Raw genomic sequence first — 18366 nt, forward strand, 5'->3', positions numbered from 1 at the left:
TCAATGTAAGCCCTGAACATGGAGCAAAGAATTGAGCATCACCAAATTGATACGCCCTGAAATCGCCAGCCTGTCCGCCTATCATGTGCCGGACGCCAGCGGTTTTGTGAAGCTGGATGCGATGGAAAACCCTTACCTGCTGCCGCCCGACATGCAGCAGGAACTGGCCCAGCATCTGGCAGGCGTGGCACTGAACCGCTATCCACAACCAGCCTATGCCAGCCTCAAGCAATTGCTTGCCGACAAACTCGGTGTGCCTGCGGGCCATGACATCGTATTGGGCAATGGCTCGGATGAACTTATCAGCATGGTCTCCATCGCCTGCGCAAAGCCAGGTGCCAAGGTGCTGGCACCTGTGCCCGGCTTTGTCATGTACGCCATGTCCGCCCTGTTTGCCGGGCTGGAATTCGTGGGCGTGGACCTGAACCCTGATTTCACACTGAACAAGGCAGCCATGCTGGCATTGATTGCTGAGCATCAACCAGCGATCACTTACCTGGCTTACCCCAATAATCCCACCGGCACGCTGTATTACGCGGATGACATGGTGGCTATTCTGCAAGCGGTTGGCAATAAAGGCATCGTCATCGTTGATGAAGCTTATCAACCGTTTGCCCAGGCCAGCTTCATGTCACGTCTGGCAGAGTTTGATAACCTGGTCGTCATGCGCACCGTCTCCAAGCTGGGTCTGGCAGGTATACGGCTGGGTTATATGGCTGGCAATAATGCCCTGATGCATGAATTTGAAAAAGTGCGCCCGCCTTACAATATCAATGTCTTGACGCAGGCAGCGGCAGAATTTGTGCTGAACAGGGTAGAGGTGCTGGATGATCAGGCAGCAGAATTGCGCCAGCAACGCGCGTCATTAATGGCTGCTCTGGCAAGCTTGCCAGAGGTGCAAGTCTTTCCTTCGGCTGCCAATTTTGTGCTGATACGTGTTGCGAATGCCGAACAAGTCTTTGTGAAATTACGCGAACAAAAAATTTTAGTCAAAAATGTAGGTAAAATGCATAATCTGCTGGGTAACTGTCTGCGTATCACAGTCAGCACCCGTGAAGAGAATGCTCTTTTTCTTGCTGCCCTGGCAGCATCTTTATCATCAAAATGAATAAGCCCATAGAACGCATTGCGGCGGTTACCCGCAATACCAATGAAACACAAATCCGTGTTGCCATTAATCTTGATGGCACAGGCCAGCAAAAACTCAATACCGGCGTCCCTTTTCTGGACCATATGCTGGATCAGATTGCCCGTCATGGCCTGATTGATCTCGACATAGAAGCCGTCGGTGACCTGCATATTGATGCCCATCACACGGTAGAAGACGTTGGTATTACCCTGGGCCAGGCATTTGCCAAGGCAATTGGTGATAAAAAAGGCATACGCCGTTATGGTCACGCCTATGTGCCGCTGGATGAGGCATTGTCACGCGTGGTCATCGACTTTTCTGGCCGCCCGGGCCTGGAATACCATATCCCCTTTACCCGCGCCATGATAGGCAATTTTGATGTGGACCTGACCCGTGAGTTTTTCCAGGGTTTCGTCAATCATGCTTTAGTCAGCTTGCACATCGATAACTTGCGCGGCGACAATTCTCATCATCAATGCGAAACAGTATTCAAGGCCTTTGGCCGCGCCCTGCGCATGGCAACCGAGCTGGATGCGCGTGCGGCAGGAACCATACCCTCGACCAAAGGCAGCCTTTGATCGTAATGCAAATACCGATACAGATACAAATCGCAGACACGAGATACCAGCTTGCTGGTGATTCATTATGAATAAAATTGTAGTAGTAGATTACGGCATGGGTAATTTGCGCTCGGTAGCGCAAGCCCTGCGTGCTGTTGCACCTGAAGCCAATGTGCTGATTTCTGGCGAAGTGGCCGATATCCGTAGCGCAGACCGTATTGTGTTACCAGGTCAGGGTGCCATGCCTGACTGCATGAGCTGCCTGCGTGAATCAGGCCTGCAAGATGCCTTGCTGGAAGCCGCCCGCAGCAAACCACTGTTTGGTGTTTGCGTGGGTGAGCAAATGCTGTTTGATGTCAGTGAAGAAGGTGACACGCCTGGTCTGGGTCTCTTGCCCGGTAAAGTGGTACGCTTTGATCTGGATGGGCAATTGCAGGCAGATGGTTCGCGTTACAAAGTTCCACAAATGGGCTGGAACCGTGTGCAGCAATCGCAGTCTCATGCTTTGTGGCAAGACATTGCCGACGATGCTTATTTTTATTTTGTGCACAGTTATTATGCCCAGCCAGCGGATGCGCAACATGCGGTGGGCATGACGGATTATGGCAGTCTGTTTGCCTGTGCAGTAGCGCGTGACAATATCTTCGCTACCCAGTTCCACCCTGAAAAGAGCGCCACAGCTGGCTTGCAACTGTATAAGAATTTTGTACACTGGAAACCATAAGTGGCTCTGCAGTGTCTGATTAGTGTCTGACTGCTGTCTGATTAGTGTCTGATGTAAATTGTTTACCCTGATTTTTAACTGGTATTGTCTTTTTTTATTGTCTCATTGACGTTCCTACTTTTTCTCATATCATGCTGCTCATCCCTGCTATAGACCTGAAAGATGGCCACTGCGTACGCCTTAAACAAGGCGATATGGACCAGGCCACCGTATTTTCTGAAGACCCAGCCGAAATGGCGCGCCACTGGCTGCGTCAGGGCGCGCGTCGTCTGCATCTGGTGGATTTGAACGGCGCGTTTGCCGGCAAGCCCAAGAACGAGGCGGCGGTCAAAGCCATCATACAAGCGGTGCGTGATTACGCAGAAGAAACCGATACGGAAGAAATCCCGGTACAACTGGGTGGCGGTATCCGTGATCTCGATACCATAGAACGTTATCTGGATGATGGTCTGTCCTACATCATCATCGGTACGGCGGCAGTCAAGAACCCCGGTTTCCTGGCAGATGCCTGCAGTGCCTTTCCGGGCCAGATTATCGTTGGCATAGATGCCAAGGATGGCAAGGTAGCTACCGATGGCTGGAGCAAATTGTCTGGCCATGAAGTCATCGACCTCGCCAAAAAATTTGAAGGCTATGGTGTTGAAGCCATCGTCTATACCGACATAGGCCGTGACGGCATGATGGGCGGCGTGAATATTGAAGCTACTGTCAAGCTGGCGCAGGCTGTCAGCATCCCGGTGATTGCTTCTGGCGGCGTGCATGTACTGGCCGACGTCGAAGCCCTGTGCGCTGTGCAGGACGAGGGCATAGAAGGTGTGATCTGTGGCCGTTCGATTTACGAAGGCACGCTGGATTTGTTGTCTGCACAAGACCGTGCCGATGAGCTCAGCGGTGAATTCGATGATGAAGAAGAGACTGAATGAGCTTAGCCAAACGTATTATCCCTTGTCTTGATGTGACCGCTGGCCGCGTCGTCAAGGGTATTAATTTCCAGGAACTGCGTGACGCTGGTGACCCGGTAGAAATCGCCCGCCGTTATGACGGGCAGGGCGCAGATGAAATTACTTTTCTCGATATCACGGCTTCTTCTGATGGCCGTGATCTGATTTTGCCGATTATTGAAGCTGTGGCTTCACAAGTGTTCATCCCTCTGACTGTTGGTGGCGGTGTGCGCACGGTGGCCGACGTACGTCGTTTGCTCAATGCCGGTGCTGACAAAGTAGGCATCAATACTTCTGCCGTGACCAATCCACAACTGGTGGCAGATGCTGCGCATAAATATGGTTCGCAATGCATAGTCGTGGCGATTGATGCAAAAAATGTAGGGCCAGGCAAGTGGGAAGTATTTACTCATGGTGGCCGCAATGCAACAGGACTGGATGCAGTGGAATGGGCGCAGCACATGGCCAAACTGGGAGCAGGAGAAATTTTGCTGACCAGCATGGACAAGGACGGCACCCGTTCTGGTTTTGATCTGGGTCTGACGCGCGCAGTATCGGATGCAGTATCGATACCCGTCATCGCCTCAGGCGGTGTTGGTGGCTTGCAAGACCTGGCGGATGGTATCAAGGTAGGTGGGGCAGATGCAGTACTGGCTGCCAGTATCTTCCATTATGGACAACATACAGTAGGTGAAGCAAAACAATTTATGGCAGCACAACATATCCCCATGAGGTTGTCATGAGCGCGGCAAAATGGTTGAACAAGGTCAAGTGGGATGAAAACGGCCTGGTGCCTGTTATCGCGCAAGAAGCCAGCAGCAACGACATCCTGATGTTTGCCTGGATGAACCGCGATGCTCTTTCCAAGACTGTGGAACTGGGTGAAGCTGTTTACTGGAGTCGTTCACGCAAGAAACTCTGGCATAAGGGCGAAGAATCCGGCCACATCCAGAAGGTCAAGGAAATCCGCATCGATTGCGACGAAGACGTGGTCTTGCTGAAGATAGAACAGACGGACAGCATTGCCTGCCATACTGGCCGCCATTCCTGTTTCTTCCAGAAATTTGAAGGCAGCCTCAATGACGGTGACTGGCAAGCCGTCGATCCGGTCTTGAAAGATCCGGAAAGTATCTACAAATAAGCATCAAAAAATGAGTATATTGTTATGAGTGTTTCCCAAGAGCAGACCTTGCAACGTCTGGCAGAAATCATAGAAAGCCGCAAGCTGGCCAATGGTGGCGACCCGGATAAATCCTATGTGGCGCGCCTGTTTTCCAAGGGTGACGACGCTATCTTGAAAAAGATAGGCGAAGAAGCAACAGAAACTGTCATGGCTGCCAAGGATGCGCGGGTGTCGGGTGATGCCAGCAAGCTTTTATATGAATGCGCCGACCTCTGGTTTCATTCTCTTGTCATGTTGGCCCAGTATGATCTGGGCCCTCAACAGGTGCTTGATGAGCTGGCCAGACGTGAAGGTATTTCTGGTATTGAAGAAAAAGCGGCACGCAAGGATGCGTGAATATCGACTTGTCATTTGAATCAAATCAGATGAATATCAAATGAGGTCGATTGATTATCAATATGCGTCTTGTTGAAAATGAACGGATAAAACGTGGATAACTGTATTTTTTGTAAGATTGCTGCAAAACAAATTCCCTCTGCCAGCGTCTATGAAGATGAAGAATTGCTGGCCTTTAAAGATATCAACCCGGCTGCTCCCGTGCACTTGCTGATTATCCCCAAAGTGCATATCGATACGCTGTCTTCTGCGCAACCTGAACACACGGCTTTATTGGGTAAAATGCTGGCATTGGCACCAAAACTTGCACAAGAGCAAGGTTGTGCACCAGTGCAAGGGGCTGACGGTAGTTTGTCCGGGGGTTATAAAACCCTGATCAACACCGGGCCGGATGGCGGGCAGGAGGTGTATCATCTGCATATGCACGTGATAGGCGGTCCCAAGCCATGGCGCGGACAGCGCTGATAGAAATTGATAGCTGTCAGTGGCCGGACTGGCTGTGACAGCGACAGGTTTTGATTATATTTTCGAGGGCAAGGCTCTCACTAGGAGTAAGTAATGGGTTCATTTAGTATTTGGCACTGGCTGATTGTTCTGGTTGTCATCGTGCTGGTGTTTGGCACCAAGAAACTGGGCAATGTCGGTTCTGACCTTGGTAAGGCCGTCAAGGGTTTCAAGGATGGCGTCAAGGGTGAAGAAGATAAACCAGGCGCATCCCAGGTTGCTGACAAAGGCACCATAGACGTAGAAGCCAAAGACAAATCCAAGCTGTGATGTATTTCCCTTGCACTGATGTGCAGTCATCACCGGGATTGTCAGCATGATAGATCTGGGAATCAGCAAGCTCGCGCTGATAGGTGTGGTTGCCCTGATCGTGATCGGTCCTGAAAAATTGCCCAAGGTGGCAAGGATGGCTGGCACCCTGCTGGGTCGTGCGCAACGTTATATCAATGAAGTCAAGTCTGAAGTCAGCCGCGAAATCGAGCTGGAAGAATTGCGCAAGATGCAAAAGGATGTACAGGAGGCCGCTCATAATGTAGAGCAATCCATACACCAGACCTGGTCAGAAACTGAGCAGGAATTGCGCAATCTGGATCAGGAGACCGATACTGCCCTGCTGCACACGGCCACGCCTGAGCAACTGGCAGTCAAGGCAAAAAGCTTCCGCCGCAAAAAACTTGCCCGTACTTCTGCATTGCCTGCCTGGTATAAAAACCGCCATGGCCAGCGTCAGCATATTATCTCTGGATCGGCAAGAATGGCGCGTCATCGCGCCTACCCCCGTTCTGGCGGCAGTTTCTTTTAATTTTCGCTTATGTCTTTGCGTATTTATAATTTGGCGGTATTCGCATGAGCGATCACACGGAACAAGGCCCGGAAGAAAGCTTTATCTCGCATCTGGTGGAATTGCGCGACAGGCTGGTCAAGTCCATGTATGGACTGTTGATTGCCTGTGGCGGCCTGATGTTATGGCCAGGGCCATCGGCGATTTATGATTTCCTGGCGCAACCCATGCTGGCATCCCTGCCTGCAGGGTCGAAAATGATAGCAACCGGTGTCATTTCGCCTTTTTTGGTGCCGATGAAGGTGACCCTGTTGCTGGCTTTCATGCTGGCCCTGCCCTGGATACTGTATCAAGTCTGGGCTTTCGTGGCCCCCGGCTTGTATGCGCATGAAAAACGTCTGGTTGCACCCCTGGTGATTTCTTCTTCGCTACTTTTTCTTTCCGGCGTGGCGTTTTGCTATTTCCTGGTGTTTGGCCGGGTTTTTAAATTCATTAATGAATTTGCGCCTACGTCCATCAATGTCTCGCCTGACATAGAAAACTATCTGGATTTCATCATGTCCATGTGCCTGGCATTTGGCGTGACCTTTGAAGTGCCGGTCGTGGTGGTGGTGCTGGTGCGCATGGGCCTGGTGCCGCTTGATAAACTCAAGGCCATACGGCCTTATGTCATCGTCGGTGCTTTTGTGATTGCTGCCATCGTGACTCCCCCAGATATCGTCAGCCAGTTTTCACTGGCTGTACCGATGATACTGCTGTACGAACTGGGCTTGCTGATTGCTCCCTTGTTTGTGAAAGCAACCCAGGCACCTGAGTCCAGCGAATCCAAAGAATCAGGCGGGAACTGATCTCAGCCAGCTTACCAGTGGCATTGCGCTGCGGTAAGCTGTCAGCAAGGTGGTTTTCAGCTCATCTGTATCCATGCCCTTGAGCGGGCACTCTGTCCATACCATGAAATTCTTCAGCTTGATCTGCTCTATATGCGGCAGATCAGCATCAAAGCCTTTAGGTGGGCGTTGCAGCTTGCCTTCTTCCTGCAGCGTACCAAACTGGGCTTTCAGCTTCTTGTCTTTCAAGACTTTGGCAAAACCTTCCGGGTCAGTCACGATGTGAGTGCGTATCGCCTTCAAGCGGTCTGACGGTGGCATGTATTCACCGACCGCATAGAACAGACGGCCAGTACCATCCATCTGGAAATAATAGGCAGGCCCGCCGCCTTCGCTGGGCTTCTTGCGTCCATTGGGAACGATGGAGGAAGAGAAGGTGGTTTTGTACGGCGATTTGTCATGCGCAAAACGCACATCGCGGTTGATGCGGAACAAGGCTTTTTTGGGTTCTAGCCCCAGGATGGCAGGATCAAACTTGCTGATATCTGTAATCAGCTCAGTCACCAGTTGTAAAAATTCTGCTCGTAAAATGTCATAGCGCGGTTTGTTCATGACGAACCAGGCGCGGTTATTGTTGTCGCCCAGTTCGGACAAATAAGCTTGCAAGTCGATCAAATGCATGGATTTTTATTCCCGGTTTTCTTCTTTACGTGCTGACGGGCGTTTGCCTATCAGAATTTCCAGTGTTGGTTCCTTGGTATCACGCAAGACGGTAATCTTGGCCTTGTTGCCTGGCTTGAGTTGTGCCACCAGGTTCAGCATCTGGGTAGTGTCACCCACGGGTTTGCCTTCGATCGCAATCAGGATGTCACCTGGTTTCATGCCAGCCTTGTCAGCCGGGCCACCGCGGATTACGCCAGCGATGATGGCACCGGATTTCTGCTTCAGCCCAAAGCTGTCGGCCAGTTCTGGCGTGATGTCTTGCGGCTCTACGCCTATCCAGCCGCGCACTACCTGGCCATTGGTGATAATGGATTCCATGACCTGCTTGACGGTAGTCGCCGGAATGGCAAAGCCTATACCCACCGAGCCACCTGTCTGCGAATAAATCGCGGTATTCACACCCAGCAGATTGCCATTTACATCCACCAGTGCTCCACCGGAGTTGCCAGGATTGACCGCAGCATCGGTCTGGATAAAGTTTTCAAAGGCATTTTCAGTCAGATTATTGCGCCCCAGGGCAGAGATGATGCCCATGGTGACAGTCTGGCCCACACCAAAAGGATTGCCAATGGCGAGGACCACGTCGCCCACACTGGCGGTGTCAGAGCGGCCTAGGGTAATGGCAGGTAAATCCGGCAAATCGATTTTGATGACAGCCAGATCGGTTTCGGGGTCAGTGCCGACTATCTTGGCGCTGGTCTTGCGGCCATCTGCCAGGGCAACTTCGATATCGTCCGCAGCTTCCACCACATGGTTATTCGTCAGGATATAACCTTCAGAACTGACGATGACGCCCGAGCCCAGGCTGGAGAGGCGTTCGGCCTGCCGGTTTTGCTGGTCACCGAAAAAACGCCTGAGGAAAGGATCATTCAAGGCCGGGTTGCGGCGCTGGCGCACTTCTTTCGAGGTGAAAATATTTACGACCGAAGGCATGGCACGCTTGGCAGCTGCACCATAAGAGCTTTGCGCGGGCACGCTGTTGGCAGGCGCTTCCTTGACGATGGCACCGGCATTCAGGGTCTGGGTTTGCCTGTTGTTATAGCCTGCTTTTACCCAATCGGGTTTCAAGGTGGTTACAATAAACCAGAGCGCCAGACCGACAGTAACAGTTTGGGCAAACAATAACCAAAGACGACGCATAGGAAGTATCAGTATGAAATCAGTGAATCGGGACGAATTAGCGCAATTTCTGGCAAAAGAATTGCAGGTAAATTGCTTTCGTGATTATTGCCCAAACGGCGTACAGGTGGAAGGGCGCAGCACGATTAAACATATCGTCAGTGGCGTGACTGCGAGTTTAGCATTATTGGAAAAAGCCGTGGAAATGCAGGCCGATGCCATACTCGTGCATCATGGTTACTTCTGGCGCGGTGAAGATATGCGCGTCATCGGGCAAAAACAGAGACGCCTGAAACTGCTGCTGGAAAATGATATTTCCCTGTTTGCCTACCATCTGCCGCTGGATAATCATGCAGAACTGGGTAATAACATAGGTCTGGCCCGTCGCCTGGGCCTGACTGCAGATGGGCGCTTTGGTGAAAACGATCTGGCCTGGCTGGGGACGGTAGATGACAAGGCCGTCACAACGCTGGCCGACCTGGCCCTGCATATAGAATTGAAACTCGGGCGCAAACCTCTGCTGATCGGTGATCCCGCTGCTGCGGTGGGGCGCGTGGCCTGGTGCACTGGTGCCGCCCAGAATATGCTGGACCAGGCGATTACGGCAGGTGCCTCGGTGTACCTGAGCGGCGAAATTTCCGAGCCTACGGTGCACCTGGCGCGTGAATCAGGCGTGGCCTATATCGCCTGCGGCCATCATGCGACCGAGCGTTTTGGGGTGCAGAGCCTGGGAGCGTTCATTGCTGACACGTTCGGGGTGCAGCATAGTTTTGTGGATATTGATAATCCCGTGTGAGGGGGGGTACTTATTTTGAGCGTGGCTTATAGCAATCCGGGAATCGCCTGATTTTGTAGGAGCGGCTTTAGCCGCGATCAGTTTGTTCTACCGGGCTTGAGTTTTGCCAGGTATTCGCGGCTGAAGCCGCTCCTACAGAGGAGCGGGTCAGGTATGGATAGCACCTTGGTCTGCAGTGCCAATAGCAACTCCAAAAGCAATCACTTCCTCAAAGCATCCCTGATCTCACGCAATAACAACACATCTTCAGGCGTGACTTCTGGTGCAGGTTCCGGTGCTGGTTCTGCTTTTCTGAGGGCATTGACCAGTTTTACCATCTGGAAAATCACAAATGCCAGAATAACGAAGCTGACCGTGACCGTGATGAAATTACCGTAGGCGATGACGCCGCCGGCTTTTTTGGCTTCTGCCAGTACCAGGTGCGTGCCCTGACCATTCAGCGGGATATAGTAGTTGGAAAAATCCAGTCCGCCGACTATGCGCCCGATGATGGGCATGACAATATCGCCCACCAGAGAATCAACGATTTTGCCAAATGCTGCACCGATGATGACGCCGACAGCCAGATCAACGACATTGCCCCGGCTGATAAAGGTTTTAAATTCGTGCAACATGCCCATAGAAATTCTCCGGTTGAAAAGACTGAATGAAATACTGAAAAGAGGTGGTAAACAAGTGGTAAAGAGCTAATAAGCCCCCTGTTTTTGTGCAAAACACACTACAAAATGCATGTCCAAAATGTAAGTAGCCCGATTTTAATGCGCAAAGCAGATGAAAAGAAGACAGTTTTTTGTCAATTTTCTTTTCTCTTGATGCAGGAATACTTATTATTGACCTTGATTTTGTGCTCAAAGTAAAGATCCAGCCAACCTGAAGATGCAATTCGGGCTTGAATTGTTGAAAAATGCCAGCAAGTTGGCGTTTCGGATATCTTTTTCTTTAAAACCATATCCGGGTCATTTATAATTTAAGGTTGCTAGAAGCTGGGTTTTTGCTTCATCAAGTTTTGATTATTGACAGATTGGGGTTGGTATGAGTATCGAAAAGCAGGTCGATTCCGGCCGTCGCGGTTTGCTCGTCGCCACTTGCGCGGCGGGTGGTGTGGCTGGCTTGGCAACGGCAGGTGCGTTGGTAAGCACTTTCCAGCCGTCCGAGCGTGCCAAGGCAGCAGGTGCACCGGTAGAGGTGGACATCTCTGCCTTGAAACCAGGCGAGATGCAAACGACGGAATGGCGTGGTAAGCCCGTGTGGATTTTGAAACGCACACCAGAAATGATGGACAGTCTGAAAAAGACTGAAGACAAGGTTGCTGATCCAAAATCGGAAAAACCTTACACCATGGCGATGCCAGAATATTGTGACAAGCAAACCCGTTCGCGCAAAGAGCATAGCGACATCCTGGTAACGGTTGGTATCTGTTCCCATCTGGGCTGCTCTCCAAGTTCCAAGTTCCAGTCTGGCGCGCAGCCATCCTTGCCGGATGACTGGAATGGTGGCTTCCTCTGCCCGTGCCATGGTTCGACTTTCGATCTGGCTGGCCGCGTATATAAGAACAAACCAGCCCCACAAAATCTGGATGTGCCCCCTCATATGTTTTTGTCGGATACCAAAATCATCATCGGTAAAGATGAGAAAGGCGAGGCCTGATCATGGCATTTGTTGAGAAAAAACTCCCGGCGGACGCTCCTGTCGTGGATAAGGCCTTGAACTGGGTTGACTCCCGTTTTCCGCTGACCAAGCTGTGGAATGATCAATGGGGCAAGTATTACGCGCCAAAGAACTTCAACTTCTGGTACATCTTTGGTTCCCTGGCGATGCTGGTGCTGGTTATCCAGATCGTTACCGGTATTTTCCTGGTCATGCATTACAAACCAGATGCGAATCTGGCGTTTGCATCGGTTGAATACATCATGCGTGATGTGCCATGGGGTTGGCTGGTGCGCTATATGCACTCAACCGGCGCTTCTGCTTTCTTCATTGTGGTCTATTTGCATATGACCCGTGCCTTCCTGTACGGTTCTTATCGCAAGCCACGTGAACTGATCTGGTTGTTTGGTTTTGCGATTTTCCTGTGCCTGATGGCCGAAGCCTTCTTCGGTTACCTGCTGCCATGGGGTCAGATGTCTTACTGGGGTGCTCAGGTTATTGTTAACCTGTTTGGTGCCATTCCTTTCATCGGCCCTGATCTGTCTCTGTGGATCCGTGGTGACTATGTCGTGTCTGACGCAACATTGAACCGCTTCTTCTCCTTCCACGTGATCGCTATCCCTCTGGTCCTGCTGGGTCTGGTAGCTGCTCACTTGATCGCCTTGCATGAAGTGGGTTCCAATAACCCTGACGGCATAGAAATCAAGGACAACATCGGTCCTGACGGTCACCCTGTTGATGGCGTGCCTTCTCACCCTTATTACACTTTCCACGATATTTTTGGCGTGACTGTGTTCCTGACCATCTTCAGTGCCGTGGTTTTCTTTGCACCGGAAATGGGTGGTTACTTCCTTGAGTACAACAACTTTATCCCGGCTGATTCACTGAAAACGCCTCCGCATATTGCTCCAACCTGGTATTTCACGCCTTTCTACTCGATTCTGCGTGCGACTACTTCCGAGTTCCTGTTTGTCGTGCAAGCCGGTGCTGTAGCTTATGTTGCACTGATCTGGCTGACTACGAAGTTGCCACAATTGCTGAAGATTGCCATTGCAGCAATTGCACTGGTTGCTATCGCGGGCATGATGCCAGGTGCACTGGATGCGAAATTCTGGGGTGTGGTATTGTTCGGCGGTTCTGTCATGATCCTGGCCCTGTTGCCATGGCTGGACGTTTCTCCGGTTAAATCGATACGTTACCGTCCTGACTGGCACAAGTATGTGTACATCGTCTTCGGTATTGCCTTCGTTACCCTGGGTTACCTCGGTGTACAGGCACCATCTCCGATCGGTGAGCGTGTTTCCCAAGTTTGTGCAGTCATCTACTTCGGCTTCTTCATGCTGATGCCATGGTGGAGTGCAATGGGAACATTCAAGCCCGTGCCTAAGCGCGTTACATTTGCAGCGCACTGAGAAATAGCGAGGAAGAACAAGCATGAAATTACTTAAAAAACTGATCGCTGTGCTGGCATTTGCTCCTGCCATGGTACTGGCAAGTGGCGGTACTTTCCCACTGGACCACGCACCTGATCGTTCTACTGATATGGCAGCATTGCAAAACGGCGCCAAGTTGTTCGTCAACTATTGCCTGAACTGCCACTCTGCTTCGGCCATGCGTTACAACCGTTTGAAAGATATCGGTTTGACAGATGACCAGATCAAGCAAAACCTGCTGTTCACTGGTGAAAAGGTCGGCGATCTGATGAAGACGACCATGTCAGCCAAGGATGCCAAGGAATGGTTTGGCGCAGTTCCACCTGATTTGTCTGTGATTGCCCGTGCCAAAGCTTCTGGGGATGGCACTGGTGCTGACTGGATTTACACTTATCTGCGTACTTACTACAAAGATGATTCCCGTCCTACCGGCTGGAATAACAAAGTGTTTCCTAACGTAGGCATGCCACATGTACTGTGGGAGTTGCAAGGTGTACAAGCTGAAAAAGTAGTGGAAGAAAAAGATCCGCATGATCCATCCAAAACTACGCATAAGTTTGTTGGTTTTGAGCAGCTGAAGCCAGGCACATTGAGTAAGATAGAATATGACAATGCTGTTGGTGACCTGGTTGCCTACATGCAGTGGATGGGTGAGCCAGCACAAAGCACACGCAAACGCCTGGGTGTCTGGGTCTTGCTGTTCCTGGCGACTCTGGCAACACTGGCATGGCGTTTGAACGCGTCCTACTGGAAAGAAGTAAAATAAATGTAAGGTTTCCGGCTTGCGCTATTCATAGCACGGGCCAGGAATTTTTTGAGATCGTCCGTTTTTCTCCGTCGTAGACGGACGTGTAATCCCTGGGGTGAGGTGCGCAAAACTGGCTCCTCGCCCTGATTGTTTCTAAGGAACTATAAAAATGATGGTTCTCTACTCGGGTACAACCTGCCCATTTTCTCAACGTTGCCGCCTGGTTTTGTTTGAAAAAGGCATGGATTTTGAAATCCGCGATGTTGATCTGTTTAATAAGCCTGAAGATATCTCGACCATGAATCCTTATGGTCAGGTGCCTATTCTGGTTGAACGTGAATTGATATTGTATGAATCCAATATCATCAACGAATACATAGATGAACGCTTCCCGCATCCGCAACTGATGCCGGCAGACCCGCTGCAGCGCGCCCGCGCACGTCTGATGTTATTCAATTTTGAAAAAGAATTATTCATCCACGTCCATACTCTGGAAAATGACAAGAACACCGCGTCAGCCAAAGTACAGGACAAGGCCCGCGCAGAAATCCGCGACCGCCTGACTCAGCTTGCACCTTTGTTCGTCAAGAACAAATACATGCTGGGTGATGAGTTCTCCATGCTGGATGTGGCTGTCGCCCCATTGCTGTGGCGCCTCGATCACTACGGTATAGAATTGTCGAAGACAGCAGCTCCTTTGATGAAATATGCAGAACGTATTTTCTCCCGTCCTGCCTACATCGAAGCACTGACACCTTCTGAAAAAGTCATGCGCAGATAAGCAAGACTTTTAAGGATAAGATAACAAGGCTGATGCATATCAGCCTTGTTGTTTTTGGGCACTACGCCTATGCTTGAAGCAGGCCTGATAGCGTTTATTACGGCATTTCCTTGTTGCACACGTAGTTGTAAACTTAGCGCAGCTCTTAAAGTACATTTTCACCGATTGTATAACCATGCAAGAAATATCCACCAAACCTTATTTTATGCGTGCCATCTATGAATGGTGCACTGACAATGGCTTCACCCCTTACATGGCGGTCAAGGTCAATCATGCTGCCCGTGTCCCCATGGAATTCGTCCGGAATGGTGAAATCGTACTCAACATCAGTTTCGGTGCAACCAGCGGCCTGAAGATGGACAATGATGCCGTGGCCTTCAAAGCCCGCTTTGGTGGCGTCTCCCGCGAAATCTATGTGCCAGTAGAAAATGTACTGGCAGTCTACGCCAGTGAAAACGGTCAGGGTATGGCTTTTGAAGTCGATCTCAGCGAAGCTGAAGAAGAAAATGAAGAAGTCGCCGCAGAAGTTGAAGAAAATACCAAGCCCGTGCTGGGCCTGGCATCTGTAAAAAGTACGCCCGCCCCAGTAGAAAATCAGGTTTCTACAGATGAAATAAAAAAATCTGAAAAAAAATCAGAAAAGCCCTCGCTAAAAATAATAAAGTAGCCTATAATCTTGGTCTTCGGGAATGCAACGGCAACGAAGCAAAAACGAAAAAAGTTTCGCCGACTTAGCTCATTTGGTAGAGCAGTTGACTTGTAATCATCAGGTGGCCAGTTCGATTCCGGCAGTCGGCACCAAATTAAAAACCCATCGTTAGCAATAACGGTGGGTTTTTTCTTTATACCTTCAGATTTCTGCATCCTCCCCTGCGGCATGGTATTTCTCCCACCGTCAGAACTTGTTAAGCTTTTATTTCCCGTAAAAGTCTGGACAGCGCATATGGCCTTCACCTTAGATGAAAAATTTATAGAGTTGGCAGAGGCCGAACTGGGTATACGTTTCCCCGATTCATTTCGCAACAGGATGATGCAGAGGAATGGCGGCTCCATTGAGATTTTTGAGGATGTTTTCGACTTACATCCTTTTTATGACACTACAGATAAAAGAAGACTCAAGAGTAGCTGTAATAGCATCGTCCATGAAACGCAGACAGCCAGGCAGCATTATGGCTTGCCCGATGATCTGATATTGATAGCACGCAATGGTGGTGGCGATAGCTTGTGCTTTCAAATTCTGAAGAATGGCGAACTCGACCAGCATGTCTATCTGCACAGACACGATGTGGATGAATTGCAGCCAGTCGCGGCAGAGTTCAGTGCAATGCCTGTTACCACCTGAAAGTTTTTTCGATTCAAGCCGGTCCGGCTTACTCCTGCCAGATTTTGTTTCAATAAACGGCAAGCGACATTATTTGGCGATGCCAGATTTTTCTGGTATTCTCATTTTGTTAATTATTGAAATTGCATTAAAAAATCGTTGAAATTGATGTGACAGCAGCCATGGTCAGTAAAAAAACTGGCATGTAGCTGTATGCATCAAAGAAAGACCTGACATAAGCATTAATAGATCTGCCGACAGTGAAACTTGCTGGTGAATTTGCATTCATCCACATACGCATCTGATTGGAGTCGAAAAATGACACGCCTCAAGTCGGTAGGTTTAATTGGTCTGGGCTTGCTCCTGATCAGCCTGGTTACCATGGCGGCCTGGCTTAGCCAGAACAGCTATCTGGTGAAGATATTTTCCAGCAGCACCGCAATGGTATTTCCTACCGCCTTTTGTTTTTTCCTGGCTGGCCTGGCTTTCCTGTTGCCTCTCTATTTTTCCCCGCGTACCTCCTTGATACGCAATATTGCAGGAATTTTGATCGTCATCATCGCAGGTCTGATGCTGATAGAAAATCTTTTCAATGTCAGTCTGGGCATAGATCTGGCTGCGGTACACCGCTGGTATAGTGATCTTAATCCCTCGCCTGGCCGCATGGCGCCCAATACCGCCCTGGCCTTCCTGGCCGGCGGTGCAGGTCTGCTGCGTACTTCTGATAATCAGTTCTATATCAAGCCACGTACCGTGGCAGCGGTGATGCTGACCATCAGTGTGCTGGGCATGGTCGGTTATATGCTCTTGCTGGATCTGGCTTACACCTGGTATGGTTTCCCGCGCATGGCATTCATGACGGGCTTTTCCATGAGCATGTTTGCCTGTGCCCTGATGCTGGAAAGACCAGAAATGAATTCCCTCGCAAAAGGCGAGTCAAATCTGTATGTCTTCCTTGGTGTGGCTGTGACTGTGCTGGTGACCACCATGTTTGTATCCTATGGTAGTTTGCGGGCGCAGGATGCGCGCAATACCTGGGTAGAGCATACCTATGAAGTGAAAATCATTTCTGATGAAATGGCTGGCTATCTGGCAAGGGCAGGCACGGCTAACGAGCGGCATGAACTTGATGATATGGCTGGCAATATACAGATCAAGATGGCGGAGTTGAAACAGGCCATCAGCGACAATGTCCTGCAGCGTGACAGACTCGCTAATCTGGAAAAACTGTTACCTGGCGCGCTGGATACTGCCAGGCAGGCCCTGGCAGCCAATGCTGAAGCTGGCACGGCAAAAACCAGGGTAGGCATGGCCTTCAGTCCCCTGATACAAATCATGCAGCAATTCAGGAATACAGAAAATCAATTGCTGCAGCAAAGAAAGCAAGAGTCAGAACAAAGCACCTCCAGTACCACCATGGTCATCATCCTCGGCAATATGCTGGGCTTCGCTATGCTGCTGTACGCTTTTTGGCTATTGAAAAGATTGAATGCGCAGCGTTCAGAACTGGAGCTGGCATTGCAGCAAGCCAATCTTGACCTGGAGTTGAAGGTAGAAGAAAGAACCAGTGAGCTGGGCAAGCTGAACCAGGATTTGAGTGGCTTTAATGCCTCGCTGGAGCAGCGTGTTGCCGAGCGTACCGCAGACCTGGAAAGTTTCAGTTATTCCGTCTCCCATGATTTGCGAGCACCCTTGCGAGCTATCGATGGTTTTGGCCGCATGCTGGAAGAAGACTATGGCAACAAACTCGATGCTGATGCACTGCGCTATCTTTCTGTCATCCGTAAAAATAGCCAGCGCATGGGTATTTTGATAGATGACTTACTGGCCTTCTCACGTCTGGGCCGGCAAGAAGTGCATAAATACAATCTGGATATGACCGCACTGGTCAGGGAAGTCATACAAGAGTCATTGCAACAGGTAGAAAAAGTGCCGGAAATAAAACTCGAAGAGTTGCCAGCAGCACAGGCAGACCGTGCCTTGCTGAAGCAGGCATGGCTGAATCTGATTTCAAACGCCATCAAGTACAGTAGCAAGAGTGATAATCCCTCGGTGCAGATCAGCGGTTCCGTTGATGGCGATCATATCGTCTATAGCGTCAAAGACAATGGCGTCGGTTTCAATATGGAATATTACGATAAATTATTTGGCGTATTCCAGCGCTTGCACCATGCCAGCGACTTCAAGGGGACAGGAGTGGGGCTGGCGATCACACAAAGGGTCTTGACACGTCATGGCGGGCGCATCTGGGCGCAGTCCAGTGTCAACGAGGGCGCCAGTTTCTTTTTTTCATTACCGGTAGGAGAGCAGAATGGATGACATCGATGCAGCAGAAATCCTGCTGGTGGAAGATAGCGAAGATGACGCAGAAATGACCATGCGCGCATTGAGGAAGCATAATTTTGGCAATAAGCTGACCTGGGTAAAAGATGGTGCAGAAGCACTGGACTTTCTGTTTTGCGCCGGAGGCTATAGCAGGAGGCAGACAGGTAATCCCAAACTGGTTTTGCTGGATGTCAAAATGCCCAAGATGGATGGCATAGAAGTGTTGAAACACCTGAAGGCAAATGATAAGACCAAGTCGATACCGGTCGTTATCCTGACTTCTTCGGCAGAATGCACCGACGTCACCGAAAGCTACAAGCTGGGGGTTAATAGCTACCTGGTCAAACCCGTGGACTTTGATGCCTTCATGAATGTCGTGGCCCAGGTTGGCTTGTACTGGACGGTCACCAATAAGGCACCCAACTGAGCACCCATCCCCATCCTGAAATAAGTGAGCTGAAGGGGAGGGAGTGCGGTATTCAACTTCC

At 50.3% G+C, this 18366-nt stretch carries 23 protein-coding genes and 1 tRNA gene; 21 read left to right on the forward strand and 3 right to left on the reverse strand.

The genetic code is table 11. From position 1 onward, the window contains the following. The first annotated feature begins 31 nt into the window (after positions 1 to 31). The 11 genes from hisC (at position 32) to tatC (ending at position 7006) form a co-directional block, all read left to right on the forward strand. The gene (gene hisC, locus DFR42_RS18485) at positions 32 to 1108 is read left to right on the forward strand and encodes a histidinol-phosphate transaminase (protein ID WP_110256499.1); all 1077 of its coding nucleotides are present in this window, start codon (positions 32 to 34) and stop codon (positions 1106 to 1108) included. Beyond that, on the forward strand, positions 1105 to 1707 hold the full coding sequence (hisB, locus tag DFR42_RS18490; RefSeq protein WP_110256500.1) for an imidazoleglycerol-phosphate dehydratase HisB: 603 nt from the start codon (positions 1105 to 1107) through the stop codon (positions 1705 to 1707). Before hisC ends, hisB begins: the two co-directional genes overlap by 4 nt. A gap of 67 nt (positions 1708 to 1774) precedes the next feature. Further along, the gene (gene hisH, locus DFR42_RS18495; protein ID WP_110256501.1) at positions 1775 to 2413 is read left to right on the forward strand and encodes an imidazole glycerol phosphate synthase subunit HisH; all 639 of its coding nucleotides are present in this window, start codon (positions 1775 to 1777) and stop codon (positions 2411 to 2413) included. A gap of 131 nt (positions 2414 to 2544) precedes the next feature. Beyond that, on the forward strand, positions 2545 to 3336 hold the full coding sequence (hisA, locus tag DFR42_RS18500; RefSeq protein ID WP_110256502.1) for a 1-(5-phosphoribosyl)-5-[(5-phosphoribosylamino)methylideneamino]imidazole-4-carboxamide isomerase: 792 nt from the start codon (positions 2545 to 2547) through the stop codon (positions 3334 to 3336). Beyond that, positions 3333 to 4097: an imidazole glycerol phosphate synthase subunit HisF gene (gene hisF, locus DFR42_RS18505; RefSeq protein WP_110256503.1), complete on the forward strand. Its 765-nt coding sequence runs from the start codon at positions 3333 to 3335 to the stop codon at positions 4095 to 4097. The genes hisA and hisF overlap by 4 nt, the downstream gene beginning before the upstream one ends. Next, positions 4094 to 4495, forward strand: a complete 402-nt coding sequence (gene hisI / locus DFR42_RS18510; RefSeq protein WP_110256504.1) for a phosphoribosyl-AMP cyclohydrolase — start codon at positions 4094 to 4096, stop codon at positions 4493 to 4495. The genes hisF and hisI overlap by 4 nt, the downstream gene beginning before the upstream one ends. A 24-nt stretch (positions 4496 to 4519) precedes the next feature. Continuing rightward, positions 4520 to 4873, forward strand: coding sequence for a phosphoribosyl-ATP diphosphatase (locus DFR42_RS18515; RefSeq protein WP_110256505.1), 354 nt, complete (start codon positions 4520 to 4522; stop codon positions 4871 to 4873). 93 nt (positions 4874 to 4966) lie between these two features. Further along, complete coding sequence (locus DFR42_RS18520) at positions 4967 to 5338, forward strand: histidine triad nucleotide-binding protein (RefSeq protein WP_110256506.1); 372 nt, start codon at positions 4967 to 4969, stop codon at positions 5336 to 5338. A gap of 93 nt (positions 5339 to 5431) precedes the next feature. Next, the gene (gene tatA / locus DFR42_RS18525) at positions 5432 to 5647 is read left to right on the forward strand and encodes a Sec-independent protein translocase subunit TatA (protein WP_110256507.1); all 216 of its coding nucleotides are present in this window, start codon (positions 5432 to 5434) and stop codon (positions 5645 to 5647) included. Positions 5648 to 5693: 46 nt separating this feature from the next. Further along, positions 5694 to 6179, forward strand: coding sequence for a Sec-independent protein translocase protein TatB (tatB, locus tag DFR42_RS18530; protein WP_110256508.1), 486 nt, complete (start codon positions 5694 to 5696; stop codon positions 6177 to 6179). A gap of 44 nt (positions 6180 to 6223) precedes the next feature. Beyond that, on the forward strand, positions 6224 to 7006 hold the full coding sequence (gene tatC, locus DFR42_RS18535) for a twin-arginine translocase subunit TatC (protein WP_110256509.1): 783 nt from the start codon (positions 6224 to 6226) through the stop codon (positions 7004 to 7006). On the opposite strand, the gene DFR42_RS18540 is transcribed toward tatC, so the two are convergent. Both DFR42_RS18540 and DFR42_RS18545 read right to left on the reverse strand, forming a co-directional pair. Continuing rightward, positions 6992 to 7666: a DUF2461 domain-containing protein gene (locus tag DFR42_RS18540; protein WP_110256510.1), complete on the reverse strand. Its 675-nt coding sequence runs from the start codon at positions 7664 to 7666 to the stop codon at positions 6992 to 6994. The genes tatC and DFR42_RS18540 overlap by 15 nt on opposite strands. Before the next feature lie 6 nt (positions 7667 to 7672). Further along, a complete protein-coding gene (locus tag DFR42_RS18545; protein ID WP_110256511.1) occupies positions 7673 to 8848 on the reverse strand; it encodes a Do family serine endopeptidase in 1176 nt (391 codons plus the stop codon). A 13-nt stretch (positions 8849 to 8861) separates the two neighbouring features. Here DFR42_RS18545 and DFR42_RS18550 point away from each other — a divergent pair, with 13 nt between their 5' ends. Further along, on the forward strand, positions 8862 to 9623 hold the full coding sequence (locus tag DFR42_RS18550) for a Nif3-like dinuclear metal center hexameric protein (RefSeq protein WP_110256512.1): 762 nt from the start codon (positions 8862 to 8864) through the stop codon (positions 9621 to 9623). Between the two features lie 200 nt (positions 9624 to 9823). Here the strand turns inward: DFR42_RS18550 and mscL are convergent, their stop codons facing one another. After that, entirely contained in the window at positions 9824 to 10243 is a 420-nt protein-coding gene (mscL, locus tag DFR42_RS18555; RefSeq protein ID WP_110256513.1) for a large conductance mechanosensitive channel protein MscL, read from the reverse strand. A gap of 412 nt (positions 10244 to 10655) precedes the next feature. Here mscL and petA point away from each other — a divergent pair, with 412 nt between their 5' ends. The 9 genes from petA to DFR42_RS18600 all read left to right on the forward strand — a co-directional run bounded on the left by petA (position 10656) and on the right by DFR42_RS18600 (position 18305). Further along, positions 10656 to 11270: a ubiquinol-cytochrome c reductase iron-sulfur subunit gene (gene petA, locus DFR42_RS18560; protein ID WP_110256514.1), complete on the forward strand. Its 615-nt coding sequence runs from the start codon at positions 10656 to 10658 to the stop codon at positions 11268 to 11270. Continuing rightward, positions 11270 to 12682 (forward strand): cytochrome b, encoded by a 1413-nt coding sequence (locus DFR42_RS18565; RefSeq protein WP_110256515.1) that lies wholly within the window; start codon positions 11270 to 11272, stop codon positions 12680 to 12682. The genes petA and DFR42_RS18565 overlap by 1 nt, the downstream gene beginning before the upstream one ends. 22 nt (positions 12683 to 12704) lie before the next feature. Next, a complete protein-coding gene (locus DFR42_RS18570) occupies positions 12705 to 13469 on the forward strand; it encodes a cytochrome c1 (RefSeq protein WP_110256516.1) in 765 nt (254 codons plus the stop codon). A 151-nt stretch (positions 13470 to 13620) separates the two neighbouring features. Further along, the gene (locus tag DFR42_RS18575; RefSeq protein ID WP_110256517.1) at positions 13621 to 14232 is read left to right on the forward strand and encodes a glutathione S-transferase N-terminal domain-containing protein; all 612 of its coding nucleotides are present in this window, start codon (positions 13621 to 13623) and stop codon (positions 14230 to 14232) included. Positions 14233 to 14407: 175 nt separating this feature from the next. Further along, a complete protein-coding gene (locus DFR42_RS18580) occupies positions 14408 to 14899 on the forward strand; it encodes a ClpXP protease specificity-enhancing factor (RefSeq protein ID WP_110256518.1) in 492 nt (163 codons plus the stop codon). A gap of 58 nt (positions 14900 to 14957) precedes the next feature. Beyond that, positions 14958 to 15033 (forward strand) — tRNA-Thr (locus DFR42_RS18585). Between the two features lie 142 nt (positions 15034 to 15175). Further along, positions 15176 to 15574, forward strand: coding sequence for an SMI1/KNR4 family protein (locus DFR42_RS18590; protein WP_110256519.1), 399 nt, complete (start codon positions 15176 to 15178; stop codon positions 15572 to 15574). Positions 15575 to 15871: 297 nt separating this feature from the next. Beyond that, positions 15872 to 17872, forward strand: coding sequence for a sensor histidine kinase (locus DFR42_RS18595; RefSeq protein ID WP_110256520.1), 2001 nt, complete (start codon positions 15872 to 15874; stop codon positions 17870 to 17872). Continuing rightward, positions 17865 to 18305, forward strand: coding sequence for a response regulator (locus DFR42_RS18600; protein ID WP_110256521.1), 441 nt, complete (start codon positions 17865 to 17867; stop codon positions 18303 to 18305). The genes DFR42_RS18595 and DFR42_RS18600 overlap by 8 nt, the downstream gene beginning before the upstream one ends. Positions 18306 to 18366: the final 61 nt, after the last annotated feature.

Origin of the sequence: Undibacterium pigrum, from assembly GCF_003201815.1 — a bacterium.
Lineage (GTDB): Bacteria > Pseudomonadota > Gammaproteobacteria > Burkholderiales > Burkholderiaceae_D > Undibacterium > Undibacterium pigrum.